Genomic DNA, 25165 nt, shown 5'->3' with positions numbered 1-25165 from the left:
GCGAGGATCACTCGGGCAGGTCCGCGGAGAACCCGGGGAGCAGTTCATTCTTGCGCGGGTACGGGTTGACCTTCGGGCAGATCAGCTTCCCGAGGTCGACCTTCGGGTCCGCAGGGTTCAGAAGCCCAGGGGCCTCGACGCATTTGGGCGCGTAGCGGGAGCAGTGCCCCTTGGTGTCGGCGGTGGTCTGCGAGATCCAGGCCAGCATGCCGGTGCCCTCGTGCGGGTCGGGCATGTACTTGCTGGCGGTGGCGGAGCCGGCCATGCCGAAGAGCAGGCCCAGGGCGCAGACGGCGCCGACGGCCACTCCTCGCGGGTTGAGGCGCAGCGGGAGGCGGCGGCCGGCCGGCTCGGCCGACTCCGTGCCGGGGGCCGCGGCGGCGCTCTGCCGGCGGCGGACGATCAGGTAGCAGGCCAGGCCGACGAGGACCAGCAGGCAGTAGAGCAGCTGCGCGCTGGTGCGGGGGTAGAGCATGACGGCCTGGTCGCGCTCCATGTGGGAGGCGTACCAGTAGCGCATCAGCAGGGCGCTCGCGGTGCAGGCGGCGGCGGTCAGGACGACGGCCCGGCCGATCCCGAGGGCCAGCGCCACGCCCAGGCCGACCAGCAGCAGGATCGTGAAGAGGCCGACCCCGCCGAGCTCGCCGGGCACCGGCCAGGTGCTCTGGCCGTCGGTGCCGGGAAGGTCGTCGCGCCACATCGCGAAGTAGGTCGGCTCGGTGTAGGTGTCGAAGTAGCAGTAGCGGTCGACCGTGCTTCCTGCGGACCCGAGCAGCCGGACCAGGTAGACGCCGGAGACGACCAGGAAGACCCCGCCGGCGGCGCCGATCGCGCACAGGGCGTTGAGCAGGCCGGACGTCCCGCCGGTGCGGCGGGCGCGCAGCAGCAGCACCAGGGTGAGCACCACCACGCCGGCCGCGGACCACACGAACCAGCCGGAGTAGAGGAGGAACAGCAGCCCGATCCCGAGGCCGAGCACGGCCCCGCGGACGGCGGCGGTGCGGCGCGGGAGCTCCGGGGCGCGCTGGAGGAGCCGCATCAGCTTCGCCAGCACGGGGAGGAAGGCGACGAGCACGAAGGTGGTGTACGGCTTGTACGGCTGCGCCATCGGCAGCGCGGCGGTGACGCCGATCCCGAGCGCCCAGAGCGGCGGCAGCAGCAGCCGCCAGGACAGGTAGGCGAGCGGGCCGAGTATCGCGACGAACAGCAGGTCGACGAGCTTGAGCGCGTGGCCGATGTCCCCGTGGGTGAGGTGCTCGGTGACGAAGGCGACGATGTGCGGGAACATGGGCGGGTAGGCGCCGTCGAGTGGCTTGCCCTCCAACAGGGCGTTGACCCAGGCCTGGAGGCTGCCGGAGTCACCCGACTGGGCGTACAGCGGCCAGTTGGTGTCGCGCAGCGCGAGCGAGACGCCGGCCGCCAGGACGCCGGAGGACAGGCCGGCGACCGCGGCGGCGGCGAACCGGACCGGGACGTCCGCCCAGCGGCGCATCGCGGGCACGAGGACCAGGACGACGACGCCGAGCAGCAGCAGGAGTCGGAGCTGGAGCGCCGCGAGGCCGCTGACCTGGCCGATCCTCGACATCGGGTTCAGCTCGATGGACGTCGCCAGGCCCGTCATCAGCAGGGCCGCCGCAACCGCGGTCAGGATCTCCGCCGTCCAGAGGACGGCGGAGAGACGCAGAGCGGCTGCCCGTCTCCTTCGGCTGGACGGTATGTCCTGCTGCATGCCCGGGGTGGAGGCGGGCTGCACGCTCGTCGTCACTGTTCGGTCCTTCTGCTCTTCCGCAGCGATCCGGTGCGGAGGCGGTGTGTGGTTTCGGTGCCGGACACTGCGATTCTGCCAGCACCAGGGTCGGCGGATCCGCAGGGGATGAACCGCCGTTCCCGAGCGGGTCGTTGTCGTCCGCGGGAGAGGAGTGCGTTGGCTCCGGCCGATCACCGCGTGGCACACTGCCGATGCGCTTCGACGAGGGTGGCAGGAACCGTGGCGCGCCCGTCCGGAGCCCCATGGCGGGATCGTCCACTCACACAAGTAGGGAAGTGTCTCGGTGCAGCCGCTGATCGACTCTGCCCACATGTCCGACGGGCCGGGCCGGGGTGAGGAGGGCGGCAGGAGCGCGCCGGACACCCGGGCCCCGGCCGTGCCGCCCCGGCTGCGGGCGCTGGCCGCCCACCGCTGGTTCTGGCCGGTGGCGCTGCTGCTCGGGTACGGCGGGCAGGTGGCGTTCCGCCTGGTGCTGTCGGTCCACAACTACTTCCCGTCGGTGCACGCCGACGAGGACTCCTACCTGGTGATCGCGCGGGTGCTGGCCGGTCGGCCGACCACCGAGATGCCGGTCGGCGTGGTGATCCCCGGCGGGTACCCGCTGCTGATCTCGCCGGCGCTGCGGATCGCCGACAACCCGGCCACCGCGTACCACCTGGTGATGGGCCTCAACGCGCTGCTCAACGCGCTGGTGTTCCCGCTCGCCGTGGCGGCGGCGCGCCGGGTGGGCCTGTCCCGGCCGCAGGCGTACCTGGTGGGCACCGCCGTGGCGCTGGTGCCGCCGGTGGTCTTCTACTCCCAGTTCGTCATGTCGGACACCGTGCTCCCGGTGCTGCTGCTGGCCTGGCTGCTCGCGATGCACGGCTGGCTGTCGCCCGGCCCGGCGCGCCGCCGGGCGCTGTACGGGGTGGGGACGGGCCTGGCGGCCGGCTGCACCATGGCCACCCACGACCGCGGCGGCGTGGTCGTGGCGCTGACCGCGCTGGTCCTGGTGGTGGTGCTGGCGTCCGGCTGGGCGCCGCGGCTCGCCTCGCTGGCCGGCGTCGGCGCGCTCGGGGTGTCGTACCTGGGCGCGAAGCTGCTGGCGGGCTTCGTCGAGGGCCAGTTCAAGGACGTGCCGCCGAGCGACGTCGGCAACAAGGTCTTCGAGAACCTCGGGAACAGCGACTACATCGGCACGATCGTCGCCCGCACCTTCGGGCAGCTGTGGTACTTCATGGTCTCCACGTACGGCTTCGGGGCGATCGCCTTCGTGCTGTGCGTGGTGGTCGTGTTCCGTCGCCGGTACTCGGTCCCCGAGCGGGTGGTGGCCTGCACCATGGTGGCCCTGCTGTTCGGTACCGCGCTGGCCTCCGCGGCCGGCCTGGCGGACAACGGCCGGACCGACAACTGGGTGTACGCCCGGTACTGCGCGGTGCTGGTGCCGATGTTCCTGGTGGTCGGCCTGGCCGCGCTGTGGCGGGCCGGGGTGCGGGCGCTGCTGTGGCTGGCGCTGGTCGGCACGGCGGTGATCGGGGTCATCCAGCTGTCCGTCGGCGCGTACGCGGGCGCCGTGCTCAAGCTCTGGGTCAGTCCGTGGACCGTGCCCGACGCGATGTTCCTGGCCTCGACCTGGGACGGCCTGCACATGGCCCGGACGAGCTTCGGCGCGCTGGCGGTGCTGGCCGCGTGCCTGCTGCTGCGGGTGGCCGGCGGGCGCCGGGTGGTCGCCGCGGTGGTGGCCTGCGTGACGCTGTTCGCCGCCTACGCGACGATCGCCGTCACCGACAACGTCTCCGAGCCGCACGCCAAGGAGCGCAAGTACCAGGCGGTCGGCGTGGCCAAGGAGGCCGGCCTGCGCAAGGGCGACAACGTCGTCCTGGACATGGACCTCGACTGGGACACCCGGATGGCGATGGCCTACGAGGTCTACTGGGGCCGGGTCTGGTCGGACGACCTGAAGGACGGCTCCACCCCGCCGGAGAGGGCCACCGCGTACCTGGCGGCGACGGCCTCCCGCAAGGAAGCCCCGCCGGAGGCCAGCTGGCCGGACCCGAAGCCGGGCTGGCACGTCGCGAAGTACAACAAGGACCGCGGCTGGGTGCTCTGGCGCAAGGGCTGAGCGGGGTCGTCACCCCGTCGGGGCCGGTGAGGAGCGCCTCACCGGCCCCGATTGGCATCCGGGCTGCTCCATGTGGCAGTATGTCCAAGTTGCTCGGTTGAGTGCCGATGCTGCGCGCCTCCCGCCGGGAGGACTGGAAGCGAGTCCCATGTACTCGTCGTTCCCGTGATGGCCGTCAAGCGTGAGTTCTACGCCACGGCAGCTGCGGGGCGAAAGTACGGGAATCTTCCGGGAAGCGTGTGCGGGGCCTCGGCCCGGCACCCCCCACCCCGAAAGTTTGAAACCGACGAAGTACTTCGCCGGTTTTTTGCAAGCGCGAGTGCGACACGCCCGAGCGCGGGGGTCGGAGGGGCAGTCGTGAAGTAACTAAGGACAAAGGACTACTGAGTAGCCATGGCGGGACAGAAGATCCGCATCCGGCTCAAGGCCTACGACCACGAGGTCATCGACTCCTCGGCGAAGAAGATCGTCGAGACGGTGATCCGTACTGGTGCGCAGGTCGCAGGCCCGGTGCCGCTGCCCACTGAGAAGAACGTGTACTGCGTCATCCGCTCGCCGCACAAGTACAAGGACTCGCGCGAGCACTTCGAGATGCGTACTCACAAGCGTCTGATCGACATCCTCGACCCCACGCCGAAGACGGTTGACTCGCTGATGCGTCTCGACCTGCCGGCGGGCGTCGACATCGAGATCAAGCTCTGAGAGGCGCACCGAAGATGGCTAAGCAGATTAAGGGCATCCTGGGCGAGAAGCTCGGCATGACCCAGGTCTGGGACGAGAACAACCGGGTCGTTCCGGTGACCGTCGTCAAGGCTGGGCCCAATGTCGTGACCCAGGTCCACACCGCCGACAGCCCGGCCGGCTACGACGCCGTCCAGATCGGCTTCGGCGAGATCGACCCCCGCAAGGTGAACAAGCCCCTCGCGGGCCACTTCGCCAAGGCCGGTGTCACCCCGCGCCGTCACCTGGTCGAGCTCCGTACCTCGGACGCGTCCGAGTACACCCTGGGCCAGGAGATCACCGCCGAGCTGTTCGAGGCGGGTGTCAAGGTCGACGTGACCGGCACCTCCAAGGGCAAGGGCTTCGCCGGTGTCATGAAGCGTCACAACTTCAAGGGCCTCGGCGCCGGTCACGGCACCCAGCGCAAGCACCGCTCGCCCGGTTCCATCGGTGGCTGCGCCACCCCGGGCCGTGTGTTCAAGGGCCTGCGCATGGCCGGTCGGATGGGCCACGAGCGTGTGACCACCCAGAACCTGACCGTGCACGCGGTCGACGCGGAGAAGGGTCTGCTGCTCATCAAGGGCGCCGTCCCGGGCCCGAACGGCGGCCTCGTCCTCGTCCGCACCGCGGCGAAGGGGCTGTGAAGGATATGAGCACCATTGACATCCTGTCGCCGGCTGGCGACAAGACCGGCAGCATCGAGCTGCCGGCCGAGATCTTCGACGCGAAGGTCAGCGTTCCGCTGATGCACCAGGTCGTCGTGGCGCAGCTCGCTGCGGCCCGTCAGGGCACCCACAAGACCAAGACTCGTGGCGAGGTCCGCGGTGGCGGCAAGAAGCCGTACCGCCAGAAGGGCACCGGCCGCGCCCGTCAGGGCTCGACCCGTGCGCCGCAGTTCGCCGGCGGTGGCGTCGTGCACGGTCCCGTGCCGCGCGACTACTCGCAGCGGACCCCGAAGAAGATGATCGCCGCCGCCCTGCGCGGTGCGCTCACCGACCGGGCCCGCCACAACCGCATTCACGTCGTCACCGGCGTGACCGCGACCGAGGCGCCGTCGACCAAGGCCGCCAAGAGCCTGTTCGGCAAGATCACCGAGCGCAAGAACGTCCTCCTGGTCGTCGAGCGCGAGGACGAGCTGGGCCTGAAGTCCGCTCGCAACCTGCCGCACGTGCACATCCTGGACGCCGGTCAGCTGAACACCTACGACGTGCTCGTCTCCGACGATGTGGTCTTCACCCAGGCCGCCTTCGAGCGTTTCGTGGCCGGTCCGGCCGCGTCCGCCAAGGCCGTTGCCGCTGAGGGCGAGCTCGAAGGGAGCGCCGCCTGATGAGCGACGTTACGAGCAAGACGTTCACGGACCCCCGTGACGTCCTGGTGAAGCCGGTCATCTCCGAGAAGAGCTACAGCCTTCTCGACGAGAACAAGTACACGTTCATCGTGTCGCCGGGCGCCAACAAGACCCAGATCAAGCAGGCCGTCGAGGCGGTCTTCTCGGTCAAGGTCGAGGCTGTCAACACGATCAACCGTCAGGGCAAGCGCAAGCGCTCCAAGACGGGCTTTGGCAAGCGCAAGGACACCAAGCGCGCCATCGTGACGCTGGCCGAGGGCAACCGCATCGACATCTTCGGTGGTCCGGTCTCCTGAATAGGGAGATCGTGATCGTCGATTAGGACGAGGACGAGAGAGCCAAATGGGCATCCGCAAGTACAAGCCGACTACGCCGGGCCGTCGTGGCTCCAGCGTGGCCGACTTCGTAGAAATCACGCGGTCCACTCCGGAGAAGTCGCTGGTTCGCCCGCTGCACAGCAAGGGCGGCCGTAACAACGCCGGTCGTGTCACCGCTCGCCACCAGGGTGGCGGTCACAAGCGCGCCTACCGCGTGATCGACTTCCGTCGTCACGACAAGGACGGCGTGCCGGCCAAGGTCGCGCACATCGAGTACGACCCGAACCGCACCGCGCGCATCGCGCTCCTGCACTACGCGGACGGCGAGAAGCGCTACATCATCGCGCCGCGCGGCATCACGCAGGGCGACCGGATCGAGAACGGCGCTGGCGCCGACATCAAGCCGGGCAACAACCTGCCGCTGCGCAACATCCCGGTCGGTACCACCATCCACGCGGTGGAGCTGCGTCCCGGTGGCGGTGCCAAGCTGGCCCGCTCGGCCGGTTCCGGCATCCAGCTGCTGGCGCGTGAGGGCAAGATGGCGCACCTGCGCATGCCCTCCGGTGAGATCCGCCTGGTCGACGCGCGCTGCCGCGCCACCGTCGGTGAGGTCGGCAACGCCGAGCAGTCGAACATCAACTGGGGCAAGGCCGGCCGCATGCGCTGGAAGGGCGTCCGCCCGACCGTGCGTGGTGTCGCCATGAACCCGATCGACCACCCGCACGGTGGTGGTGAGGGTAAGACCTCCGGTGGTCGCCACCCGGTCTCGCCGTGGGGTAAGCCCGAGGGCCGTACCCGTCGCCCGAACAAGGCGTCGGACAAGCTCATCGTGCGCCGCCGCAAGACCAACAAGAAGCGCTAGGAGCAGGTCAGATGCCGCGCAGTCTTAAGAAGGGCCCCTTCATCGACGGCCACCTCATCAAGAAGGTGGACGCTCAGAACGAGGCGGGTACCCAGAACGTCATCAAGACCTGGTCCCGTCGTTCCGTGATCTCCCCGAGCATGCTCGGCCACACGATCGCGGTTCACGATGGCCGTAAGCACGTCCCGGTGTTCGTCACCGAGTCGATGGTCGGCCACAAGCTCGGCGAGTTCGCTCCGACCCGCACCTTCCGTGGCCACGTGAAGGAAGACCGGAAGTCGAAGCGTCGCTAGAAGGCCCGACTGTGGCCACTGGCCACGGGCTGAGCTTGCGCGCCAAGAAGACTCAATGACTTACTCCATTAAGGGGACAACCATGGAAGCCAGGGCACAGGCGCGGTACATCCGCGTGACGCCCATGAAGGCCCGCCGCGTGGTGGACCTCATCCGTGGCATGAATGCCACGGAGGCCCAGGCCGTCCTGCGTTTCGCTCCGCAGGCCGCCACCGTGCCGGTTGGCAAGGTGCTCGACAGCGCCATCGCCAACGCCGCGCACAACTACAACCACTCCAACGTGGACGACCTCTACATCTCCGAGGCGTACGTTGACGAGGGCCCGACCCTGAAGCGGTTCCGTCCGCGTGCCCAGGGCCGCGCCTACCGGATCCGCAAGCGGACCAGCCACATCACCGTGGTCGTCAGCAGCAAGGAAGGGACCCGGTAATGGGCCAGAAGGTTAACCCGCACGGGTTCCGCCTCGGCATCAGCACGGACTTCAAGTCCCGCTGGTACGCCGACAAGCTGTACAAGGACTACGTCAAGGAAGACGTCGCCATTCGTCGCATGATGACGAAGGGCATGGAGCGCGCCGGCATCTCCAAGGTCGAGATCGAGCGCACCCGCGACCGCGTCCGCGTCGACATCCACACCGCCCGTCCCGGCATCGTCATCGGTCGCCGTGGCACCGAGGCCGACCGCATCCGCGGCGACCTCGAGAAGCTGACCGGCAAGCAGGTCCAGCTGAACATCCTCGAGGTCAAGAACCCCGAGCTGGACGCCCAGCTCGTGGCTCAGGGCGTCGCGGAGCAGCTGTCCTCCCGCGTCTCCTTCCGCCGTGCCATGCGCAAGTCGATGCAGGGCACCATGAAGTCCGGCGCCAAGGGCATCAAGGTCCAGTGCTCCGGTCGTCTCGGCGGCGCCGAGATGAGCCGTTCGGAGTTCTACCGCGAGGGTCGCGTGCCGCTGCACACCCTGCGTGCGAACGTCGACTACGGCTTCTTCGAGGCCAAGACCACCTTCGGCCGCATCGGCGTGAAGGTCTGGATCTACAAGGGCGACGTCAAGAACATCGCCGAGGTCCGCGCTGAGAACGCCGCTGCCCGCTCGGGCAACCGTCCGGCCCGTCCCGAGGGTGGTCGTCCCGCCCGCGGTGGCGACCGTCGCGGTGGCGAGCGTGGTGGCCGTGGCCGTCGTCCCGCCGCTGCCGAGGCCCCCGCGGCCCCGGCCGTCGAGGCTCCGGCTGCCGAGAACACCGGAACGGAGGCCTGACCCAAATGCTGATCCCCCGTCGGGTCAAGCACCGCAAGCAGCACCACCCGAAGCGCCGTGGCGCTGCCAAGGGTGGCACCGAGCTGGCGTTCGGCCAGTTCGGCATCCAGGCCGTCACCCCGGCCTACGTGACGAACCGTCAGATCGAGTCCGCTCGTATCGCGATCACCCGTCACATCCGCCGTGGCGGCAAGGTCTGGATCAACATCTACCCGGACCGTCCGCTCACCAAGAAGCCGGCCGAGACCCGCATGGGTTCCGGTAAGGGTTCGCCGGAGTGGTGGATCGCGAACGTGCACCCGGGTCGGGTCATGTTCGAGCTGTCGTACCCGAACGAGAAGGTTGCTCGCGAGGCGCTCACCCGCGCCGCGCACAAGCTGCCGATGAAGTGCCGGATCGTCCGGCGCGAGGACGGTGAGAGCTGATGTCGGCCGCTACCAAGGCTGCTGAGCTTCGTCAGCTGGACAACGAGGGTCTCGTTGCCAAGCTCCGCGAGGCCAAGGAGGAGCTGTTCAACCTCCGCTTCCAGGCGGCGACCGGGCAGCTCGACAACCACGGCCGGCTCAAGCTGGTCCGTAAGGACATCGCGCGGATCTACACCCTGATGCGCGAGCGCGAGCTGGGCATCGAGACGGTGGAGAACGCCTGATGACTGAGAACACCAACGAGACGCGCGGTTTCCGCAAGACCCGTGAGGGTCTCGTCGTCAGCGACAAGATGGACAAGACCGTCGTCGTCGCCGTCGAGGACCGCGTCAAGCACGCTCTGTACGGCAAGGTCATCCGCCGTACGAACAAGCTGAAGGCGCACGACGAGGCGAACGCCTGCGGCATCGGCGACCGGGTCCTCCTCGCGGAGACCCGCCCGCTGTCCGCGACGAAGCGCTGGCGCGTCGTCGAGATCCTCGAGAAGGCCAAGTAACGAAGCCGATGTGGTACGGCCGTATGTGCAGCGGGTCCCCCCGGGGCGCCGATGTGAGCAGCGGCCGGCCCGTCGACTCTCGTTGACGATCAGGAGAAAGCTGTGATCCAGCAGGAGTCGCGACTGCGTGTTGCCGACAACACTGGTGCCAAGGAGATCCTTTGCATCCGTGTTCTCGGTGGCTCCGGTCGCCGCTACGCCGGAATCGGGGACGTCATCGTCGCGACCGTCAAGGACGCGATCCCCGGTGGCTCGGTGAAGAAGGGTGACGTGGTCAAGGCCGTCGTCGTCCGTACCGTGAAGGAGCGCCGTCGTCCGGACGGTTCCTACATCCGGTTCGACGAGAACGCCGCCGTCGTCCTCAAGAACACCGAGGGTGACCCCCGCGGTACCCGCATCTTCGGCCCGGTGGGCCGCGAGCTGCGCGACAAGAAGTTCATGAAGATCATCTCGCTGGCGCCGGAGGTGCTCTAACCCATGGCGAACAGCATGAAGATCAAGAAGGGTGACCTGGTTCAGGTCATCACCGGCAAGGACAAGGGCAAGCAGGGCAAGGTCATCCAGGCCATGCCGGCTGAGAACAAGGTCCTCGTCGAGGGTGTCAACCGGGTCAAGAAGCACACCAAGCCGGGTCCGGGTACCCAGGGTGGCATCGTGACCGTCGAGGCCCCGGTGCACGTCTCCAACGTCCAGCTGGTCGTGGAGAAGGACGGCAAGAAGGTCGTCACCCGCGTCGGCTACCGCTTCGACGACCAGGGCAACAAGATCCGCGTTGCCAAGCGAACCGGTGAGGACATCTGATGTCTGAGACGTCTGTTGAGAAGGTGGCCCCCCGCCTCAAGGAGCGTTACAACTCCGAGATCAAGGGCCAGCTGCACGAGCAGTTCAAGTACGAGAACGTCATGCTGATCCCCGGCCTGGTCAAGGTCGTGGTCAACATGGGTGTCGGCGAGGCCGCCCGTGACAGCAAGCTGATCGAGGGCGCGATCCGCGACCTGACCGCGATCACCGGTCAGAAGCCGGCCGTGACCAAGGCTCGTAAGTCCATCGCGCAGTTCAAGCTGCGCGAGGGCCAGCCGATCGGCACCCACGTCACCCTCCGTGGTGACCGCATGTGGGAGTTCCTGGACCGTCTGGTTTCGCTGGCCCTGCCGCGTATCCGTGACTTCCGTGGTCTCTCCCCGAAGCAGTTCGACGGCCGTGGCAACTACACCTTCGGTCTGACCGAGCAGGTTATGTTCCACGAGATCGACCAGGACAAGGTCGACCGTCAGCGCGGTATGGACATCACCGTCGTGACCACCGCTCAGACCGACGACGAGGGCCGGGCGCTCCTGCGCGCTCTGGGCTTCCCGTTCAAGGAGGCGTGAGCCAATGGCGAAGAAGTCCCTCATCGCGAAGTCCGAGCGCAAGCCGAAGTTCGGCGTCCGGGCCTACACCCGGTGCCAGCGCTGCGGCCGTCCGCACTCGGTGTACCGCAAGTTCGGCCTGTGCCGTGTCTGCCTCCGTGAGATGGCGCACCGCGGCGAGCTGCCGGGCGTGACCAAGAGCTCCTGGTAATCCAGGCGCTTTAGGCACCCAGCGACGCAGAGGTGCCCGATCCCACACGGCCCGTTTTTGGGCTGCCGTACGGATTCCCGTAAGGTAGTGGGGTCGGGCCCCCTGCCACGGCTTCCCCATGGACGACCGTGGCCCTTCTCAAGGGCTCGCACCCAGTCTTACTACGTCGTAGGTCCCCTGCGCTTGTGCCCCTGACGGACTCGCAAGAGTGCGGAAGGGGGACCTGGTGCGGAGAAACCACGGCGAGAGAGGCCTGAGGCCATCATGACCATGACCGACCCCATCGCAGACATGCTCACGCGTCTGCGTAACGCGAACTCGGCGTACCACGACTCCGTGGCGATGCCGGCCAGCAAGATCAAGGCGCACGTCGCCGAGATCCTGCAGCAGGAGGGGTACATCTCCTCCTACAAGGTTGAGGAGCCGGCTGAGGGCGAGGTCGGCAAGAAGCTGACCATCGAGCTCAAGTTCGGCCCCAACCGTGAGCGCTCCATCGCCGGCATCAAGCGCATCAGCAAGCCGGGTCTGCGCGTTTACGCAAAGTCCACCAACCTGCCGAAGGTTCTCGGCGGCCTGGGCGTGGCGATCATCTCCACGTCCTCCGGCCTCCTGACCGACAAGCAGGCCGCCAAGAAGGGCGTAGGCGGAGAAGTTCTCGCCTACGTCTGGTAATTCGGGAAACGGAGGTACAGCAATGTCGCGCATTGGACGGCTGCCCATCCAGGTCCCCGCTGGCGTGGACGTCACCATCGATGGCCAGGCGGTCTCGGTGAAGGGCCCCAAGGGCTCGCTCACCCACGTCGTCGCCGAGCCGATCGAGATCGGCAAGGGCGAGGACGGCACCGTGCTCGTCACCCGCCCCAACGACGAGCGTCGCTCGAAGGCCCTGCACGGCCTGACCCGCACGCTGGTGGCGAACATGATCACCGGTGTGACGCAGGGCTACCGCAAGTCGCTGGAGATCAGCGGTGTTGGTTACCGTGTGACCGCGAAGGGCTCCGACATGGAGTTCGCGCTCGGTTACAGCCACCCGATCCTGATCGCCGCGCCGGAGGGCATCTCCTTCGTCGTCGAGTCGCCCACCAAGTTCCACGTGGACGGCATCGACAAGCAGAAGGTCGGCGAGGTCGCCGCGAACATCCGCAAGCTGCGCAAGCCCGACCCGTACAAGGCCAAGGGCGTCAAGTACGCGGGCGAGGTCATCCGCCGCAAGGTCGGAAAGAGTGGTAAGTAAGCGATGAGTGTCTCTGTCAAGATCGGCAAGGGCAACGCCTACAAGAGCGCCGCTCGCAAGCGCCGCGCGATCCGCGTTCGCAAGCGCGTCGTCGGCACCGAGGTGCGTCCGCGTCTCGTCGTGACGCGCTCGAACCGCCACATGGTCGCCCAGGTCATCGATGACGCCAAGGGTCACACCCTGGCGTCGGCGTCCACCCTCGACGTGTCCATCAAGGGCACCGAGGGCGACAAGACCGAGCTGGCCAAGAAGGTCGGGAGCCTGGTCGCCGAGCGCGCCAAGGCCGCCGGCATCGAGTCGGTCGTCTTCGACCGCGCGGGCAACCGGTACGCCGGCCGCATCGCCGCCCTGGCGGACGCGGCCCGCGAGGCCGGGCTCGACTTCTAAGCCGCTCGTCGACTCTGTCGACGGACGTAAACGAGAGAGGTAATTCCAATGGCTGGACCCCAGCGCCGCGAAGGCGGCGCCGGTCGCGGCACGGGTGGCGAGCGGCGCGACCGTAAGCGTGACGGTCAGGGCAACGCCCCGGCTGTCGAGAAGACCGCTTACGTCGAGCGCGTCGTCGCGATCAACCGTGTCGCCAAGGTTGTCAAGGGTGGCCGTCGCTTCAGCTTCACCGCGCTCGTCGTGGTGGGCGATGGCGAGGGCACCGTGGGTGTCGGTTACGGCAAGGCGAAGGAGGTTCCGGCCGCCATCGCCAAGGGTGTTGAGGAGGCCAAGAAGAACTTCTTCAAGGTCCCCCGTATCCAGGGCACCATCCCGCACCCGATCCAGGGTGAGAAGGCCGCCGGCGTCGTGCTGCTGAAGCCCGCCGCCCCCGGTACCGGTGTTATCGCCGGTGGTCCGGTGCGCGCCGTCCTGGAGTGCGCCGGCATCCACGACATCCTGTCGAAGTCGCTCGGCTCGGACAACGCGATCAACATCGTGCACGCCACCGTGGTGGCTCTGAAGGGCCTCGTCCGCCCCGAGGAGATCGCCGCCCGTCGTGGTCTGCCGCTGGAGGACGTGGCCCCCGCCGCTCTGCTGCGGGCGCGTGCTGCTGGGGTGAGCGCCTGATGGCTCGCCTGAAGATCACGCAGACCAAGTCGTACATCGGCAGCAAGCAGAACCACCGTGACACCCTGCGTTCGCTTGGTCTCAAGCGCATGCACGACGTCGTGGTGAAGGAGGACCGTCCCGAGATCCGCGGGATGGCCCACACGGTCCGTCACCTGGTGACGGTTGAGGAGGTGGACTGATCATGGGCGAGAACCCGATCAAGATCCACAACCTGCGTCCCGCCCCGGGTGCCAAGACCGACAAGATCCGCGTGGGTCGTGGTGAGGGCTCCAAGGGTAAGACCGCTGGTCGTGGTACCAAGGGCACCAAGGCCCGCTACCAGGTTCCGCAGCGCTTCGAGGGTGGCCAGATGCCGCTCCACATGCGCCTGCCGAAGCTGAAGGGCTTCAAGAACCCGTTCAAGATCACGTTCCAGGTGGTGAACCTGGACAAGCTGGCCGAGCTCTACCCGCAGGGTGGCGAGGTCACGGTCGAGGACCTGGTCGCCAAGGGCGCGGTTCGCAAGAACTCGCTCGTCAAGGTGCTCGGCACCGGCGAGGTCTCGGTCGCCCTCCAGGTGACGGTCGACGCCGTCTCCGGTTCGGCCGCCGAGAAGATCAAGGCCGCGGGCGGCACGGTCACCGAGCTCGTCTGAGCCCGCTGACCCGGCCCCACGAGCCCCGCACCTCCTTCGGGAGGTGCGGGGCTCGTGCCGTTCCCGGGATTTCCGGCCGGACGGTGCTCGTTCTTTTGTGTGGCAAACCCGGGCATCCCGTACCCCGTGAGTGGGGGAGCGGCCGTACGCGCTTCTTCGGAATGGCCGCGCACTGTTAGAGTCCGTGGAGTTCCCTTGTAGGCTGCGCGTAGGCTCGCCTGTGCCGTCTGTACGGGAGCCCGTACCGCAAACTCCCATTCAGGACCGACCCTCCCGCCGACGACGCGCGGGAGGCGCAGGAGGCACCGTGCTCAGTGCGTTCGCGCGGGCGTTCCAGACGCCCGACCTGCGCAAGAAGCTGCTGTTCACGCTGGGCATCATGGTGCTGTTCCGGCTGGGCTCGCACATCCCGATTCCGGGCGTGAGTTTCACGGCCGTGAACGAGTGCGTGAAGGAGACCAAGAACAGTGGCCTCTTCGGACTCGTCAACCTGTTCAGCGGTGGCGCGCTCCTCCAGCTGACGATCTTCGCCCTCGGCATCATGCCGTACATCACGGCGAGCATCATCCTCCAGCTCCTCACCGTCGTGATCCCGCGACTGGAGATGCTGAAGAAGGAGGGACAGGCCGGCCAGGCGAAGATCACCCAGTACACCCGGTACCTGACCATCGCGCTCGCGGTGCTCCAGGGCACCGGCATCGTGGCGACGGCCTCCAGCGGCGCGCTGTTCTCCGGCTGCGTCTACGCGAACCAGATCGTCCCGGACACCAGCGTGTTCCGGATCACCGTCATGGTGCTCACCATGACCGCCGGCACCACGGTCATCATGTGGCTCGGTGAGCTGATCACGGACCGCGGCATCGGCAACGGCATGTCGCTGCTGATCTTCACCTCGATCGCCGCCCAGTTCCCGTCCTCGATGTGGGCGATCAAGCAGTCCGGCACCATCGGCGGCGGCTGGGTCGAGTTCCTCTCCGTGGTCGCGGTCGGCGTCATCGTCGTGATGCTGGTCATCTTCGTCGAGCAGGCCCAGCGCCGGATCCCGGTCCAGTACGCGAAGCGGATGATCGGCCGCCGGGCGTTCGGCGGCACCTCGACCTACATCCCGCTCAAGGTGAACCAGGCCGGTGTCATCCCGGTCATCTTCGCCTCGTCGCTGCTGTACATCCCCGCCCTGGTGGTCCAGCTGACCAACAGCCAGGCGGGCTGGGCCACGTGGATCCGGACGAACTTCGTCAAGGGTGACCACCCGATCTACATGGCCACCTACTTCCTGCTGATCGTCTTCTTCGCGTTCTTCTACGTCGCCATCTCCTTCAACCCCGAAGAAGTTGCCGACAACATGAAGAAGTATGGTGGGTTCATCCCGGGCATCCGGGCCGGCCGGCCGACGGCCGAGTACCTGAACTACGTGCTGACCCGAATCACGTGGCCGGGTTCGCTCTACCTGGGCCTGATCGCGTTGATCCCGATGATCGCCCTGGTCGCCTTCGGACAGCAGACAAACTTCCCGTTCGGCGGCACCAGCGTGCTCATCGTCGTCGGCGTCGGACTCGAAACTGTGAAGCAGATCGAGAGCCAGCTCCAGCAGCGCAATTACGAAGGGTTCCTCCGCTGATGCGTATCGTCCTCGTTGGTCCTCCCGGGGCCGGGAAGGGTACTCAGGCGCACCTGCTCGCCAAGACCCTGTCCATCCCCCACATCTCCACCGGCGACCTGTTCCGCGCGAACATCAGCCAGGGCACCCCCTTGGGGCTCGAGGCCAAGAGCTACATGGACGCGGGACACCTGGTGCCGGACGAGGTCACCATCGGGATGGCCAAGGACCGGATGCTTCAGCCGGACGCCGCCAAGGGCTTCCTGCTCGACGGCTTCCCGCGCAACCTGGGCCAGGCGAAGGCGCTCGACGAGTTCCTCGCCGAGCAGGGCATCAAGCTGGACGGTGTGCTGGACCTGGAGGTCCCCGAGGACGAGGTGGTCCGCCGGATCGCCGGCCGACGCCTGTGCCGCAACGACGGGGGCCACGTCTTCCACGTGGACTACAACCCGCCGAAGGCGGAGGGCGTCTGCGACGAGTGCGGCGGCGAGCTGTACCAGCGCTCGGACGACACCGAGGAGAAGGTGCGCACGCGCCTGGAGGTCTACCACACCGAGACCGAGCCGATCATCGACTACTACGTCCAGCAGGGCCTGGTGGCGACCATCTCGGCCCTCGGCAAGGTGGACGAGGTCACCGCCCGCTCGATCGAGGCGCTGAAGCAGGACAGCTGAGTCTCTCGGCGAACGTACGACGGTACGGCCGGGTCGCCCGCCCCAGTGCGGGTGGCCCGGCCGTTTCGGCGTCGTACGGTGGTAGCAGTGGTAATCCGGACTTGGAAGGCGTGACCAGATGGTGGAGATCAAGACCCCCGAGCAGATCGCGAAGATGCGAGCGGCCGGGCTGGTCGTCGCCGAGGCCCTGAAGGCCTGCCGCGAGGCGGTCGTCCCCGGGGTGACCACCCAGGAGCTCAACGACATCGCGGACAAGGTCATCACCGACCACGGTGCCACCTCGAACTTCCGCGCCCACCACGGCGGGCTCTGGTTCCCGGGTGTGATCTGCGCCTCGGTGAACAACGAGGTAGTGCACGGCATCCCCGGCGAGCGGGTGCTCCAGGAGGGCGACGTCATCTCGATCGACTGCGGCGCCATCCTGGACGGCTGGCACGGCGACTCGGCCATCACCGTGGCGGTCGGCGAGGTCAGCCCGGAGGTCGAGATGCTGAGCCGGGTCACCGAGGGCTCGATGTGGGCCGGCATCGCCCAGATGAAGAAGAACAACCGCCTGGTGGACGTCTCCAAGGCGATCGAGGGCTACATCCGCCGCCAGCCGCTGCCGCCGAAGGGCAAGTGGGGCATCACCGAGGGCTACGGCGGCCACGGCATCGGCACCGCGATGCACATGGAGCCGCACGTGCTGAACTACGTCGAGCGCGGCCGCGGCAAGGGCCCGAAGCTGGTCCCCGGCACCGTGCTGGCGATCGAGCCGATGGTCTCGCTCGGCACCCCGCACACCACCGTGCTGGAGGACGACTGGACGGTCGTCACCAACGACGGCACCTGGGCCTCGCACTGGGAGCACTCGGTGGCCGTCACCGAGCAGGGCCCGCTGGTGCTGACCGCCTTCGACGGCGGCAAGGCGGAACTGGCCAAGCTGGGCATCACCGCAGCTCCGGACCCCCTCGCGTAGTCGCGGCGGCGCCCGACCGCCGCTGCTGACAAGGGATCAGAGCCCTGGAGGTTTGGACCTCCAGGGCTTTTGTCCTATTTTTATCGGCTGGTAGTGGTCCGCTGCCGCCTGACTGGTTTACGAGCGATGCAGGAGACAGCACGTGCTCAAGGGATTCCGCGACTTCATGATGCGCGGCAACGTCGTCGACATGGCCGTCGGTGTGGTCATCGGCGCCGCGTTCACCGCGGTGGTGACCGGCTTCGTGTCGGCGTTCCTCACCCCGCTGGTGGGTGTGGTGGTCGGCGCGGCCGGCGACTTCAGCTCGTACAAGGCGCACATCGCCGGGGTGACCTTCCCGTACGGGCAGTTCCTCAACGTGCTGATCGCGTTCTTCATGACCGCCGCGGTGCTGTACTTCTGCGTGGTGCTGCCGATCACCAAGGCGACCGCGCGCTACCTGCCGAAGAAGCCGAAGACGCCGAAGCGCCCCTGCCCGGAGTGCCTGACCGACATCCCCGAGGCCGCCCGCCGCTGCTCGGCCTGCACCGCGCACGTCGAGCCGCTGACGGTCACCGCCCGGCTCTGACCCGGCGGTGTGACGGCGGCCGCTTTCCGGGGCCCCCGTTTTGGTCCACCGGACGCGCTGGCGTAGGATGGACCGTCGGCTCACTCGTAGCGTGCTTCAGCGCGCCCTCTTCCCCTCGGGGGAGGGGTGAACCCAGGTTCGCACGAGCGTTCCGCATACGGTAGCCGGTCCCGGAAGGTGGATCTCGCAGTTCATGGCTAAGAAGCAAGGCGCCATTGAGATCGAGGGCACCGTGATCGAGTCTCTTCCGAACGCGATGTTCAAGGTCGAGCTGCAGAACGGTCACAAGGTCCTCGCGCACATCAGTGGCAAGATGCGCATGCACTACATCCGCATCCTGCCGGACGACCGGGTCGTCGTGGAGCTCAGCCCCTACGACCTCACGCGCGGGCGGATCGTCTACCGCTACAAGTAAGAACGTCAGATCTAGACCCGGAGAACCTGAAGCATGAAGGTCAAGCCGAGCGTCAAGAAGATCTGCGACAAGTGCAAGGTGATCCGCCGTCACGGCCGGGTCATGGTGATCTGCGACAACCTGCGCCACAAGCAGCGCCAGGGCTGATCGCTCTCCAGCATTTCTCGTAGTACTTCGCGCGACGCGAAAACGTCATAAGCGGGCTACCCGATCCGTCCGTTCGCGGGCGGACTGCCGCCCCCGGTCAGAGGCCGGGGCTCCATCGTCGAGAGGCGAAGGAGTAGGTAGCACGCAAGACCTCTGAAGAACCACAGGAGCCTTGAATGGCACGCCTCGCCGGCGTTGATCTCCCCCGTGAGAAGCGGATCGAGATCGCCCTCACCTACGTGTACGGCATCGGCCGTACCCGCGCCCAGCAGACCCTGGCCGAGACCGGTGTCAACCCGGATGTCCGCGTTCGCGACATCTCCGAGGACGACCTCGTCAAGCTGGGCCAGTACATCGACGCCAACTACACGGTCGAGGGTGACCTCCGCCGTGAGGTGGCCGCCGACATCCGCCGCAAGGTCGAGATCGGCTGCTACGAGGGTCTGCGTCACCGCCGCGGCCTGCCGGTCCGCGGCCAGCGCACCCACACCAACGCGCGTACCCGCAAGGGCCCGCGTCGCGCGATCGCCGGTAAGAAGAAGCCGGGCAAGAAGTAGTCCGTCCCGTAACCGGACATCCCTCCGGCCCGCGGGTCAGCGGACCGACCACCTCAGTAGGAGAACAGACTTATGCCCCCCAAGGGTCGTCAGGCTGCCGGCGCGAAGAAGATCCGCCGCAAGGAAAAGAAGAACGTCGCTCACGGCCACGCGCACATCAAGAGCACGTTCAACAACACCATCGTTTCGATCACCGACCCGTCGGGCAACGTGATCTCCTGGGCCTCCGCCGGCCACGTCGGCTTCAAGGGCTCGCGCAAGTCCACCCCGTTCGCCGCGCAGATGGCCGCCGAGGCCGCTGCCCGTCGCGCGCAGGAGCACGGCATGCGCAAGGTTGACGTCTTCGTGAAGGGTCCGGGCTCCGGCCGCGAGACCGCGATCCGTTCGCTCCAGGCCACCGGCCTGGAGGTCGGCTCGATCCAGGACGTCACCCCCACCCCGCACAACGGCTGCCGTCCGCCGAAGCGCCGCCGCGTCTGACGCAGCGCCTTCGGGCACACGCGGGTCTTGCTGTAAACCTCGTACGGGCTCCCGGGCGGTGAGTGTCACTGCTCACGGGAGCCCGTACGCTTGGTCCTGTCGGCATCAAATAGTGGGTGCCGAAGACAACTGGAGGATTTCCCCCATGCTTATCGCTCAGCGTCCGTCGCTGACCGAAGAGGTCGTCGACGAGTTCCGCTCGCGGTTCGTGATCGAGCCGCTGGAGCCGGGCTTCGGCTACACCCTCGGCAACTCCCTGCGCCGCACGCTCCTGTCGTCGATCCCGGGTGCCGCTGTCACCAGCATCCGCATCGACGGCGTCCTGCACGAGTTCACCACCGTGCCGGGCGTCAAGGAGGACGTGACCGACCTCATCCTCAACATCAAGCAGCTGGTCGTCTCCTCGGAGCACGACGAGCCGGTCGTGATGTACCTGCGCAAGCAGGGCCCGGGTGTCGTCACCGCCGCCGACATCGCCCCGCCGGCGGGTGTCGAGGTGCACAACCCCGAGCTGGTCCTCGCCACCCTGAACGGCAAGGGCAAGCTGGAGATGGAGCTGACCGTCGAGCGCGGTCGCGGCTACGTCTCCGCCGTCCAGAACAAGGCATCCGGCCAGGAGATCGGCCGCATCCCGGTCGACTCGATCTACAGCCCCGTGCTGAAGGTCACCTACAAGGTCGAGGCCACCCGTGTCGAGCAGCGGACCGACTTCGACAAGCTGATCGTCGACGTCGAGACCAAGCCCGCCATGCGTCCGCGCGACGCCATGGCCTCGGCCGGCAAGACCCTGGTGGAGCTGTTCGGCCTCGCCCGCGAGCTGAACATCGATGCCGAGGGCATCGACATGGGCCCGTCCCCGACGGACGCCGCCCTGGCCGCCGACCTGGCGCTGCCGATCGAGGAGCTGGAGCTCACCGTCCGCTCCTACAACTGCCTCAAGCGCGAGGGCATCCACACCGTGGGTGAGCTCGTCGCCCGCTCCGAGGCGGACCTGCTCGACATCCGCAACTTCGGTGCGAAGTCGATCGACGAGGTCAAGGCGAAGCTGGCCGGCATGGGCCTGGCCCTCAAGGACAGCCCGCCCGGGTTCGACCCGACCGCCGCCGCCGACGCCTTCGGCGCCGACGACCTCGACGACTCGCACTTCGCCGAGACCGAGCAGTACTAAGAGATTTGGCCGCGGGGGCGGTTCCACGGAGCCGCCCCCGTCGTCGTGAAAGTCGTACGGGCACCGTGCCCGTACGCCCGCTGCGGTACCTGGTACGGCCGCAGTCGGAGATTCAAGGAGTAATTCCATGCCGCGTCCCACCAAGGGTGCCCGCCTGGGCGGTGGCCCGCACCACGAGCCGCTGCTGCTCGCCGGTCTGTGCCGGGAGCTGTTCCAGTACGGCCGCATCACCACGACCGAGGCCAAGGCCCGTCGGATGCGCCCGCTGGCGGAGAAGCTGATCACCAAGGCGAAGAAGGGCGACATCCACAACCGTCGCCTGGTGCGCAAGACCATCACCGACATCTCGGTGCTGCACACCCTCTTCACCGAGATCGCGCCGCGCTACGAGAACCGCCCGGGTGGCTACACCCGTATCACCAAGATCGGTCCCCGTCGTGGCGACAACGCCCCGATGGCCGTGATCGAGCTGGTCGAGGCGCTGACCGTCGCGCAGACCGCCGTCGGCGAGGCCGAGGCCGCCACCAAGCGTGCCGTCAAGGAGGCCGACGCCAAGGTCGAGGCCACCGAGACCGAGGCCGCCGAGCAGGCCTGACACCGCCAGGTGTGTTGCGGGCCCGCCCTCCCATCCGTGGGGGAGCGGGCCCGTTCCTCATGTCCAGGGAGTGAAGAGCAGTGGTCAACGATTGCGCCGAGCGGCCGCCGGTGAAGGACGGCCCGGCGGAGGGGTACGTCCGGGTCCGGCTCGACCTCGCCTACCAGGGCGCCGGGTTCTCCGGCTGGGCCCGCCAGAAGGGCGGCCGCCGGACGGTCCAGGAGGAGATCGAGACCGCGCTCCAGGTCGTCACCCGCAGCTCCGAGCTGTTCCCGCTGACCGTGGCCGGCCGCACCGACGCCGGGGTGCACGCCCGCGGCCAGGTCGCCCACGTCGACCTGCCCGTCGAGCTGTGGGCGGCGCACCGGGAGAAGCTGCTGCGCCGGCTGGCAGGCCGGCTCCCCGGGGACGTCCGGATCTACCGGGTCGGCGAGGCGCCGGCCGGGTTCGACGCCCGCTTCTCGGCGATCTGGCGCCGGTACGCGTACCGGGTCGCCGACCACCCCGGCGGGGTGGACCCGCTGCTGCGCGGCCACGTGCTCTGGCACGACCGCCCGCTGGACGTCGACCGGATGAACGCAGCCGCGCAACTGCTGCTCGGCGAGCACGACTTCGCCGCGTACTGCAAGAAGCGCGAGGGCGCCACCACCATCCGCACCCTGCTGGAGCTGCGCTGGGACCGCGTCCCGGTGGACTCCTACGCCGCCCAGGAGGGCTCGCTGGCGGTCGCCACCGTCCGGGCGGACGCCTTCTGCCACAACATGGTCCGGGCGCTGGTCGGCGCGATGCTGCTGGTCGGCGACGGGCACCGGCCGGTGGAGTTCCCCGGCGAGGTGCTGGCCGGCGGGGTGCGCAACTCGGCCGTCAACGTGATCCGGCCGTACGGGCTCACCCTGGAGGAGGTCGGCTACCCGCCGGACGACCAGCTGGCCGAGCGCAACCGTGCGGCCCGGCGGATGCGCACCCTGCCCGGGCAGAGCGCGCTGTGAGGTAATCCGTTTTGGCCCGGCGCGTCCGCTTGGGAGAATCGCTCCCATGGGACACGTCGAGATTTCGCACCTGGAGTACTACCTGCCGGACGGGCGCGTCTTGTTCGACGACGCGTCCTTCCGGGTCGGCGAGGGTGCCGCCGTCGCCCTGGTCGGCGCCAACGGGGCCGGCAAGACCACCCTGCTGAGGATGATCGCGGGGGACCTCCAGCCGCACGGCGGCTCGGTGACGATCAGCGGCGGGCTCGGCGTGATGCGCCAGTTCGTCGGCACCACCGGCCGCGAGGACCAGCAGGCCACCCCCGGTGCGCTGCCCGCCGACGCCTCGGTGCGGGACCTGCTGGTGTCGGTCGCCCCGGAGCGGATCGCCAGTGCGGCCCGCGCGGTGGACGCCGCCGAGCTGGCGATGATCGCCCAGGACGACGAGAAGACGCAGATGGCCTACGCCCAGTCGCTCTCCGACTGGGCCGACGTCGGCGGCTACGACTACGAGACCGACTGGGACGTCTGCACCATGGCGGCCCTCGGGATGCCCTTCGACAAGGCCCAGTGGCGCGGCCTGAACACCCTCTCCGGCGGCGAGCAGAAGCGGCTGGTGCTGGAGGCGCTGCTGCGCGGCCCGGAGGAGGTGCTCCTGCTCGACGAGCCCGACAACTACCTGGACGTCCCGGCCAAGCGCTGGCTGGAGGAGGCCATCAAGGCCACCCCGAAGACCGTCCTGTTCATCTCGCACGACCGCGAGCTGCTCTCGAAGACCGCCGACAAGATCATCAGCGTCGAGTCCGGCGCGGCCGGCAGCAGCGTCTGGGTGCACGGCGGCGGCTTCGACACCTTCCACGAGGCCCGCAAGGCCCGCTTCGAGCGCTTCGAGGAGCTGCGCCGCCGCTGGGACGAGGAGCACGCCAAGCTCAAGAAGCTGGTCGTCACCCTGCGCCAGGCCGCCTCCGTCAGCCACGACATGGCCTCCCGCTACTCCGCCGCCCAGACCCGGCTGAAGAAGTTCGAGGAGGCCGGCCCGCCGGAGGCGCCGCCGCGCGAGCAGAGCATCAGCATGCGGCTCAAGGGCGGGCGCACCGGCGTGCGCGCCTTCACCCTGGAGCGGCTGGAGCTCACCGGCCTGATGCAGCCCTTCGACCTGGAGGTCTTCTACGGCGAGCGGGTCGCGGTGCTGGGCGCCAACGGTGCCGGCAAGTCGCACCTCCTGCGGCTGCTGGCGGGTGACGGGACGGTCGCGCACACCGGTGACTGGAAGCTCGGCGCGCGGGTCGTCCCCGGCCACTTCCGGCAGACCCACGCCCACCCGGAGCTGTTCGGCCGCACCGTGCGGTCGATCGTCGAGGAGGAGCACGCGCTCAGCCGCGGCGCCGCGATGGGGGCGCTGCGCCGGTACGAGCTGGACCGCCAGGAGGAGCAGAAGTTCGAGTCGCTGTCCGGCGGACAGCAGGCCCGGCTGATGATCCTCAAGCTCGAACTCTCGGGCGTCACCGCCCTGTTGCTCGACGAGCCGACCGACAACCTGGACCTGGAGAGCGCCGAGGCGCTCCAGGCCGGCCTGGAGGCGTTCGACGGTACGGTACTGTGCGTCACCCACGACCGCTGGTTCGCCAAGACCTTCGACCGCTTCCTGGTGTTCGGGGCGGACGGCCGGGTCTATGAAGCGTCCGAGCCGGTCTGGGACGTGACCCGGGTGGAGCGCGAACGCTGAGTGACGGCGGGGGCCGGTCCCGGGCATTTTTGACCCGGTCCGGCCCTGCCGGTAACCTGGACGCTTGATGTGCGTATTGGCTCGCTCTATCTCACGTGAGAGGTCGGTACGCCGGAGACATCAGGTCGTCGACCAGCGGTCCCCCTTGAATTGCGTCCAAGGGTGGCCAGGCTGCTCTTCCGTCCGGGTGCTCCTGTCAGGACTCACTCACTGAAAAGCGAAGGCTACGACCGTGCGTACGTACAGCCCCAAGCCCGGCGACGTCCAGCGTCAGTGGCACGTCATCGACGCGACCGACGTCGTGCTCGGCCGCCTGGCCTCCCAGGCCGCCAACCTCCTCCGGGGCAAGCACAAGGCGATCTACGCGCCGCACGTTGACACTGGTGACTTCGTCATCATCATCAACGCCGACAAGGTGCACCTGTCCGGTAACAAGAAGACCCAGAAGCTGGCCTACCGCCACTCGGGCTTCCCGGGCGGTCTGCGCTCGGTGCGCTACGACGACCTGCTGGCGAACAACCCGGAGAAGGCCGTCGAGAAGGCCATCAAGGGCATGATCCCCAAGAACAGCCTGGGCCGTCAGATGCTCTCGAAGCTCAAGGTCTACTCGGGCGACCAGCACCCGCACGCTGCCCAGCAGCCGGTGCCGTTCGAGATCACCCAGGTCGCGCAGTAATTCGGCCACCAAGCCCCCCAACACTGAAAAGAGCTGAGGAACACCGTGGCCGAGACCACTGAAACCCTTGAGGTCGACTTCGACGAGGCCGCCGAGGCCGTCGAGGGCGAGTACACCTCCGAGGAGAGCTACACCTCCGAGTCCCTGGCGGGCCGCTTCGGCGAGGCCGTCCCGGGCGCCGGTCTGGGCCGTCGCAAGGAGGCGATCGCCCGTGTGCGCATCGTCCCCGGCACGGGCCAGTGGAAGATCAACGGTCGCACCCTTGAGGACTACTTCCCCAACAAGGTGCACCAGCAGACCGTGAACGAGCCCTTCAAGCTCCTGGAGCTGGACGGCCGTTACGACGTCGTCGCCCGCATCAGCGGTGGCGGCGTCTCCGGCCAGGCCTACGCGCTGCGCCTCGGCGTCGCCCGTGCCCTGAACGAGGCCGACGTGGACAACAACCGCGGCGCCCTCAAGAAGGCCGGCTTCCTGACCCGTGACGCCCGCGCCGTCGAGCGCAAGAAGGCCGGTCTGAAGAAGGCCCGCAAGGCGCCGCAGTACAGCAAGCGCTAATCGCCTCCCC

37 protein-coding genes are annotated in these 25165 nt (G+C 68.1%); 36 read left to right on the top strand and 1 reads right to left on the bottom strand.

Going from position 1 to position 25165, the window contains the following annotated elements; translation table 11 throughout:
* Positions 1 to 7: 7 nt before the first annotated feature.
* The gene (locus ACZ7RU_RS07290) at positions 8 to 1765 is read right to left on the bottom strand and encodes a hypothetical protein (protein WP_470339904.1); all 1758 of its coding nucleotides are present in this window, start codon (positions 1763 to 1765) and stop codon (positions 8 to 10) included.
* Positions 1766 to 2078: 313 nt separating this feature from the next.
* On the opposite strand from ACZ7RU_RS07290, the gene ACZ7RU_RS07285 reads away from it, so the two are divergent.
* From ACZ7RU_RS07285 to rpsI, 36 genes are all read left to right on the top strand, one after another.
* Positions 2079 to 3869 (top strand): phospholipid carrier-dependent glycosyltransferase, encoded by a 1791-nt coding sequence (locus tag ACZ7RU_RS07285; RefSeq protein WP_470339903.1) that lies wholly within the window; start codon positions 2079 to 2081, stop codon positions 3867 to 3869.
* 393 nt (positions 3870 to 4262) lie between these two features.
* The gene (gene rpsJ / locus ACZ7RU_RS07280) at positions 4263 to 4571 is read left to right on the top strand and encodes a 30S ribosomal protein S10 (RefSeq protein ID WP_012785157.1); all 309 of its coding nucleotides are present in this window, start codon (positions 4263 to 4265) and stop codon (positions 4569 to 4571) included.
* Positions 4572 to 4585: 14 nt separating this feature from the next.
* A complete protein-coding gene (gene rplC / locus ACZ7RU_RS07275) occupies positions 4586 to 5233 on the top strand; it encodes a 50S ribosomal protein L3 (protein ID WP_031063055.1) in 648 nt (215 codons plus the stop codon).
* A 5-nt stretch (positions 5234 to 5238) separates the two neighbouring features.
* The gene (rplD, locus tag ACZ7RU_RS07270; RefSeq protein ID WP_097237486.1) at positions 5239 to 5916 is read left to right on the top strand and encodes a 50S ribosomal protein L4; all 678 of its coding nucleotides are present in this window, start codon (positions 5239 to 5241) and stop codon (positions 5914 to 5916) included.
* Positions 5916 to 6233, top strand: coding sequence for a 50S ribosomal protein L23 (gene rplW, locus ACZ7RU_RS07265; protein ID WP_030280768.1), 318 nt, complete (start codon positions 5916 to 5918; stop codon positions 6231 to 6233). The genes rplD and rplW overlap by 1 nt, the downstream gene beginning before the upstream one ends.
* A gap of 46 nt (positions 6234 to 6279) precedes the next feature.
* Positions 6280 to 7116, top strand: a complete 837-nt coding sequence (gene rplB / locus ACZ7RU_RS07260; RefSeq protein WP_207810337.1) for a 50S ribosomal protein L2 — start codon at positions 6280 to 6282, stop codon at positions 7114 to 7116.
* Between the two features lie 11 nt (positions 7117 to 7127).
* A complete protein-coding gene (gene rpsS, locus ACZ7RU_RS07255) occupies positions 7128 to 7409 on the top strand; it encodes a 30S ribosomal protein S19 (protein WP_030280772.1) in 282 nt (93 codons plus the stop codon).
* 82 nt (positions 7410 to 7491) lie between these two features.
* A complete protein-coding gene (gene rplV, locus ACZ7RU_RS07250; protein WP_030280773.1) occupies positions 7492 to 7839 on the top strand; it encodes a 50S ribosomal protein L22 in 348 nt (115 codons plus the stop codon).
* Entirely contained in the window at positions 7839 to 8663 is an 825-nt protein-coding gene (rpsC, locus tag ACZ7RU_RS07245) for a 30S ribosomal protein S3 (RefSeq protein ID WP_355253411.1), read from the top strand. Before rplV ends, rpsC begins: the two co-directional genes overlap by 1 nt.
* Positions 8664 to 8668: 5 nt before the next feature.
* The gene (gene rplP / locus ACZ7RU_RS07240; protein WP_030232476.1) at positions 8669 to 9088 is read left to right on the top strand and encodes a 50S ribosomal protein L16; all 420 of its coding nucleotides are present in this window, start codon (positions 8669 to 8671) and stop codon (positions 9086 to 9088) included.
* Positions 9088 to 9312: a 50S ribosomal protein L29 gene (rpmC, locus tag ACZ7RU_RS07235; RefSeq protein ID WP_030263491.1), complete on the top strand. Its 225-nt coding sequence runs from the start codon at positions 9088 to 9090 to the stop codon at positions 9310 to 9312. Before rplP ends, rpmC begins: the two co-directional genes overlap by 1 nt.
* A complete protein-coding gene (rpsQ, locus tag ACZ7RU_RS07230) occupies positions 9312 to 9584 on the top strand; it encodes a 30S ribosomal protein S17 (protein ID WP_030055826.1) in 273 nt (90 codons plus the stop codon). The genes rpmC and rpsQ overlap by 1 nt, the downstream gene beginning before the upstream one ends.
* 102 nt (positions 9585 to 9686) lie before the next feature.
* On the top strand, positions 9687 to 10058 hold the full coding sequence (rplN, locus tag ACZ7RU_RS07225; RefSeq protein WP_196949334.1) for a 50S ribosomal protein L14: 372 nt from the start codon (positions 9687 to 9689) through the stop codon (positions 10056 to 10058).
* 15 nt (positions 10059 to 10073) lie between these two features.
* A complete protein-coding gene (gene rplX / locus ACZ7RU_RS07220) occupies positions 10074 to 10385 on the top strand; it encodes a 50S ribosomal protein L24 (RefSeq protein WP_030263484.1) in 312 nt (103 codons plus the stop codon).
* The gene (gene rplE, locus ACZ7RU_RS07215) at positions 10385 to 10954 is read left to right on the top strand and encodes a 50S ribosomal protein L5 (RefSeq protein WP_316523506.1); all 570 of its coding nucleotides are present in this window, start codon (positions 10385 to 10387) and stop codon (positions 10952 to 10954) included. Before rplX ends, rplE begins: the two co-directional genes overlap by 1 nt.
* A gap of 4 nt (positions 10955 to 10958) precedes the next feature.
* On the top strand, positions 10959 to 11144 hold the full coding sequence (locus tag ACZ7RU_RS07210) for a type Z 30S ribosomal protein S14 (RefSeq protein ID WP_030055830.1): 186 nt from the start codon (positions 10959 to 10961) through the stop codon (positions 11142 to 11144).
* Positions 11145 to 11408: 264 nt separating this feature from the next.
* On the top strand, positions 11409 to 11816 hold the full coding sequence (gene rpsH / locus ACZ7RU_RS07205) for a 30S ribosomal protein S8 (RefSeq protein WP_238862988.1): 408 nt from the start codon (positions 11409 to 11411) through the stop codon (positions 11814 to 11816).
* A gap of 22 nt (positions 11817 to 11838) precedes the next feature.
* Complete coding sequence (rplF, locus tag ACZ7RU_RS07200; RefSeq protein WP_387756336.1) at positions 11839 to 12378, top strand: 50S ribosomal protein L6; 540 nt, start codon at positions 11839 to 11841, stop codon at positions 12376 to 12378.
* Positions 12379 to 12381: 3 nt separating this feature from the next.
* Entirely contained in the window at positions 12382 to 12765 is a 384-nt protein-coding gene (gene rplR, locus ACZ7RU_RS07195; protein WP_031063032.1) for a 50S ribosomal protein L18, read from the top strand.
* A 48-nt stretch (positions 12766 to 12813) separates the two neighbouring features.
* Complete coding sequence (rpsE, locus tag ACZ7RU_RS07190; protein ID WP_316523510.1) at positions 12814 to 13434, top strand: 30S ribosomal protein S5; 621 nt, start codon at positions 12814 to 12816, stop codon at positions 13432 to 13434.
* On the top strand, positions 13434 to 13616 hold the full coding sequence (gene rpmD, locus ACZ7RU_RS07185; protein WP_030055835.1) for a 50S ribosomal protein L30: 183 nt from the start codon (positions 13434 to 13436) through the stop codon (positions 13614 to 13616). Before rpsE ends, rpmD begins: the two co-directional genes overlap by 1 nt.
* Positions 13617 to 13618: 2 nt before the next feature.
* Positions 13619 to 14071: a 50S ribosomal protein L15 gene (gene rplO, locus ACZ7RU_RS07180; RefSeq protein WP_189916067.1), complete on the top strand. Its 453-nt coding sequence runs from the start codon at positions 13619 to 13621 to the stop codon at positions 14069 to 14071.
* 307 nt (positions 14072 to 14378) lie between these two features.
* Positions 14379 to 15689 (top strand): preprotein translocase subunit SecY, encoded by a 1311-nt coding sequence (secY, locus tag ACZ7RU_RS07175; protein ID WP_387756339.1) that lies wholly within the window; start codon positions 14379 to 14381, stop codon positions 15687 to 15689.
* Positions 15689 to 16342 (top strand): adenylate kinase, encoded by a 654-nt coding sequence (locus ACZ7RU_RS07170; RefSeq protein WP_470339902.1) that lies wholly within the window; start codon positions 15689 to 15691, stop codon positions 16340 to 16342. Before secY ends, ACZ7RU_RS07170 begins: the two co-directional genes overlap by 1 nt.
* A 118-nt stretch (positions 16343 to 16460) precedes the next feature.
* The gene (map, locus tag ACZ7RU_RS07165) at positions 16461 to 17300 is read left to right on the top strand and encodes a type I methionyl aminopeptidase (RefSeq protein ID WP_470339901.1); all 840 of its coding nucleotides are present in this window, start codon (positions 16461 to 16463) and stop codon (positions 17298 to 17300) included.
* A 142-nt stretch (positions 17301 to 17442) separates the two neighbouring features.
* Positions 17443 to 17868 (top strand): large conductance mechanosensitive channel protein MscL, encoded by a 426-nt coding sequence (mscL, locus tag ACZ7RU_RS07160; RefSeq protein WP_470339900.1) that lies wholly within the window; start codon positions 17443 to 17445, stop codon positions 17866 to 17868.
* A gap of 193 nt (positions 17869 to 18061) precedes the next feature.
* Positions 18062 to 18283 (top strand): translation initiation factor IF-1, encoded by a 222-nt coding sequence (gene infA, locus ACZ7RU_RS07155; RefSeq protein ID WP_003956442.1) that lies wholly within the window; start codon positions 18062 to 18064, stop codon positions 18281 to 18283.
* Positions 18284 to 18316: 33 nt separating this feature from the next.
* Positions 18317 to 18430 carry a 50S ribosomal protein L36 gene (rpmJ, locus tag ACZ7RU_RS07150; RefSeq protein ID WP_003956441.1) on the top strand — a complete coding sequence of 38 codons (114 nt, stop codon included), beginning with the start codon at positions 18317 to 18319 and terminating at the stop codon, positions 18428 to 18430.
* 176 nt (positions 18431 to 18606) lie between these two features.
* Positions 18607 to 18987 (top strand): 30S ribosomal protein S13, encoded by a 381-nt coding sequence (gene rpsM / locus ACZ7RU_RS07145; RefSeq protein WP_049649048.1) that lies wholly within the window; start codon positions 18607 to 18609, stop codon positions 18985 to 18987.
* Positions 18988 to 19059: 72 nt separating this feature from the next.
* Positions 19060 to 19467, top strand: coding sequence for a 30S ribosomal protein S11 (rpsK, locus tag ACZ7RU_RS07140; RefSeq protein WP_014136257.1), 408 nt, complete (start codon positions 19060 to 19062; stop codon positions 19465 to 19467).
* 145 nt (positions 19468 to 19612) lie between these two features.
* Positions 19613 to 20635, top strand: a complete 1023-nt coding sequence (locus ACZ7RU_RS07135; RefSeq protein WP_049649049.1) for a DNA-directed RNA polymerase subunit alpha — start codon at positions 19613 to 19615, stop codon at positions 20633 to 20635.
* Positions 20636 to 20762: 127 nt separating this feature from the next.
* On the top strand, positions 20763 to 21230 hold the full coding sequence (gene rplQ, locus ACZ7RU_RS07130) for a 50S ribosomal protein L17 (RefSeq protein WP_470339899.1): 468 nt from the start codon (positions 20763 to 20765) through the stop codon (positions 21228 to 21230).
* An 80-nt stretch (positions 21231 to 21310) separates the two neighbouring features.
* The gene (gene truA, locus ACZ7RU_RS07125; RefSeq protein ID WP_470339898.1) at positions 21311 to 22219 is read left to right on the top strand and encodes a tRNA pseudouridine(38-40) synthase TruA; all 909 of its coding nucleotides are present in this window, start codon (positions 21311 to 21313) and stop codon (positions 22217 to 22219) included.
* 46 nt (positions 22220 to 22265) lie between these two features.
* Positions 22266 to 23924, top strand: a complete 1659-nt coding sequence (locus ACZ7RU_RS07120) for an ABC-F family ATP-binding cassette domain-containing protein (protein WP_470339897.1) — start codon at positions 22266 to 22268, stop codon at positions 23922 to 23924.
* A 232-nt stretch (positions 23925 to 24156) separates the two neighbouring features.
* On the top strand, positions 24157 to 24600 hold the full coding sequence (gene rplM, locus ACZ7RU_RS07115) for a 50S ribosomal protein L13 (protein WP_030055846.1): 444 nt from the start codon (positions 24157 to 24159) through the stop codon (positions 24598 to 24600).
* A 33-nt stretch (positions 24601 to 24633) separates the two neighbouring features.
* Positions 24634 to 25155: a 30S ribosomal protein S9 gene (gene rpsI / locus ACZ7RU_RS07110; RefSeq protein WP_387756606.1), complete on the top strand. Its 522-nt coding sequence runs from the start codon at positions 24634 to 24636 to the stop codon at positions 25153 to 25155.
* Positions 25156 to 25165 lie beyond the last annotated feature (10 nt).

It is taken from the genome of Kitasatospora sp. NPDC114501 (assembly GCF_055633695.1).
This window is presented reverse-complemented; position numbering and strand designations above follow the sequence as displayed.

Coding starts and splice junctions, on each gene's coding strand:
- rplO (WP_189916067.1), top strand. CDS start 13,619: ATGGGCGAGAACCCGATCAAGATCCACAACCTGCGTCCCGCCCCGGGT.
- rplE (WP_316523506.1), top strand. CDS start 10,385: ATGTCTGAGACGTCTGTTGAGAAGGTGGCCCCCCGCCTCAAGGAGCGT.
- rplX (WP_030263484.1), top strand. CDS start 10,074: ATGAAGATCAAGAAGGGTGACCTGGTTCAGGTCATCACCGGCAAGGAC.
- rpsM (WP_049649048.1), top strand. CDS start 18,607: ATGGCACGCCTCGCCGGCGTTGATCTCCCCCGTGAGAAGCGGATCGAG.
- rpsQ (WP_030055826.1), top strand. CDS start 9,312: ATGACTGAGAACACCAACGAGACGCGCGGTTTCCGCAAGACCCGTGAG.
- rplR (WP_031063032.1), top strand. CDS start 12,382: ATGAGTGTCTCTGTCAAGATCGGCAAGGGCAACGCCTACAAGAGCGCC.
- rpsE (WP_316523510.1), top strand. CDS start 12,814: ATGGCTGGACCCCAGCGCCGCGAAGGCGGCGCCGGTCGCGGCACGGGT.
- ACZ7RU_RS07135 (WP_049649049.1), top strand. CDS start 19,613: ATGCTTATCGCTCAGCGTCCGTCGCTGACCGAAGAGGTCGTCGACGAG.
- rpsJ (WP_012785157.1), top strand. CDS start 4,263: ATGGCGGGACAGAAGATCCGCATCCGGCTCAAGGCCTACGACCACGAG.
- rplQ (WP_470339899.1), top strand. CDS start 20,763: ATGCCGCGTCCCACCAAGGGTGCCCGCCTGGGCGGTGGCCCGCACCAC.
- rpmJ (WP_003956441.1), top strand. CDS start 18,317: ATGAAGGTCAAGCCGAGCGTCAAGAAGATCTGCGACAAGTGCAAGGTG.
- rplF (WP_387756336.1), top strand. CDS start 11,839: ATGTCGCGCATTGGACGGCTGCCCATCCAGGTCCCCGCTGGCGTGGAC.
- rpsS (WP_030280772.1), top strand. CDS start 7,128: ATGCCGCGCAGTCTTAAGAAGGGCCCCTTCATCGACGGCCACCTCATC.
- infA (WP_003956442.1), top strand. CDS start 18,062: ATGGCTAAGAAGCAAGGCGCCATTGAGATCGAGGGCACCGTGATCGAG.
- ACZ7RU_RS07210 (WP_030055830.1), top strand. CDS start 10,959: ATGGCGAAGAAGTCCCTCATCGCGAAGTCCGAGCGCAAGCCGAAGTTC.
- ACZ7RU_RS07285 (WP_470339903.1), top strand. CDS start 2,079: ATGTCCGACGGGCCGGGCCGGGGTGAGGAGGGCGGCAGGAGCGCGCCG.
- rpsH (WP_238862988.1), top strand. CDS start 11,409: ATGACCATGACCGACCCCATCGCAGACATGCTCACGCGTCTGCGTAAC.
- rplV (WP_030280773.1), top strand. CDS start 7,492: ATGGAAGCCAGGGCACAGGCGCGGTACATCCGCGTGACGCCCATGAAG.
- rplD (WP_097237486.1), top strand. CDS start 5,239: ATGAGCACCATTGACATCCTGTCGCCGGCTGGCGACAAGACCGGCAGC.
- rplP (WP_030232476.1), top strand. CDS start 8,669: ATGCTGATCCCCCGTCGGGTCAAGCACCGCAAGCAGCACCACCCGAAG.
- rplW (WP_030280768.1), top strand. CDS start 5,916: ATGAGCGACGTTACGAGCAAGACGTTCACGGACCCCCGTGACGTCCTG.
- rpsK (WP_014136257.1), top strand. CDS start 19,060: ATGCCCCCCAAGGGTCGTCAGGCTGCCGGCGCGAAGAAGATCCGCCGC.
- rplC (WP_031063055.1), top strand. CDS start 4,586: ATGGCTAAGCAGATTAAGGGCATCCTGGGCGAGAAGCTCGGCATGACC.
- rplB (WP_207810337.1), top strand. CDS start 6,280: ATGGGCATCCGCAAGTACAAGCCGACTACGCCGGGCCGTCGTGGCTCC.
- ACZ7RU_RS07120 (WP_470339897.1), top strand. CDS start 22,266: ATGGGACACGTCGAGATTTCGCACCTGGAGTACTACCTGCCGGACGGG.
- rpmD (WP_030055835.1), top strand. CDS start 13,434: ATGGCTCGCCTGAAGATCACGCAGACCAAGTCGTACATCGGCAGCAAG.
- ACZ7RU_RS07170 (WP_470339902.1), top strand. CDS start 15,689: ATGCGTATCGTCCTCGTTGGTCCTCCCGGGGCCGGGAAGGGTACTCAG.
- rpmC (WP_030263491.1), top strand. CDS start 9,088: ATGTCGGCCGCTACCAAGGCTGCTGAGCTTCGTCAGCTGGACAACGAG.
- map (WP_470339901.1), top strand. CDS start 16,461: ATGGTGGAGATCAAGACCCCCGAGCAGATCGCGAAGATGCGAGCGGCC.
- rpsC (WP_355253411.1), top strand. CDS start 7,839: ATGGGCCAGAAGGTTAACCCGCACGGGTTCCGCCTCGGCATCAGCACG.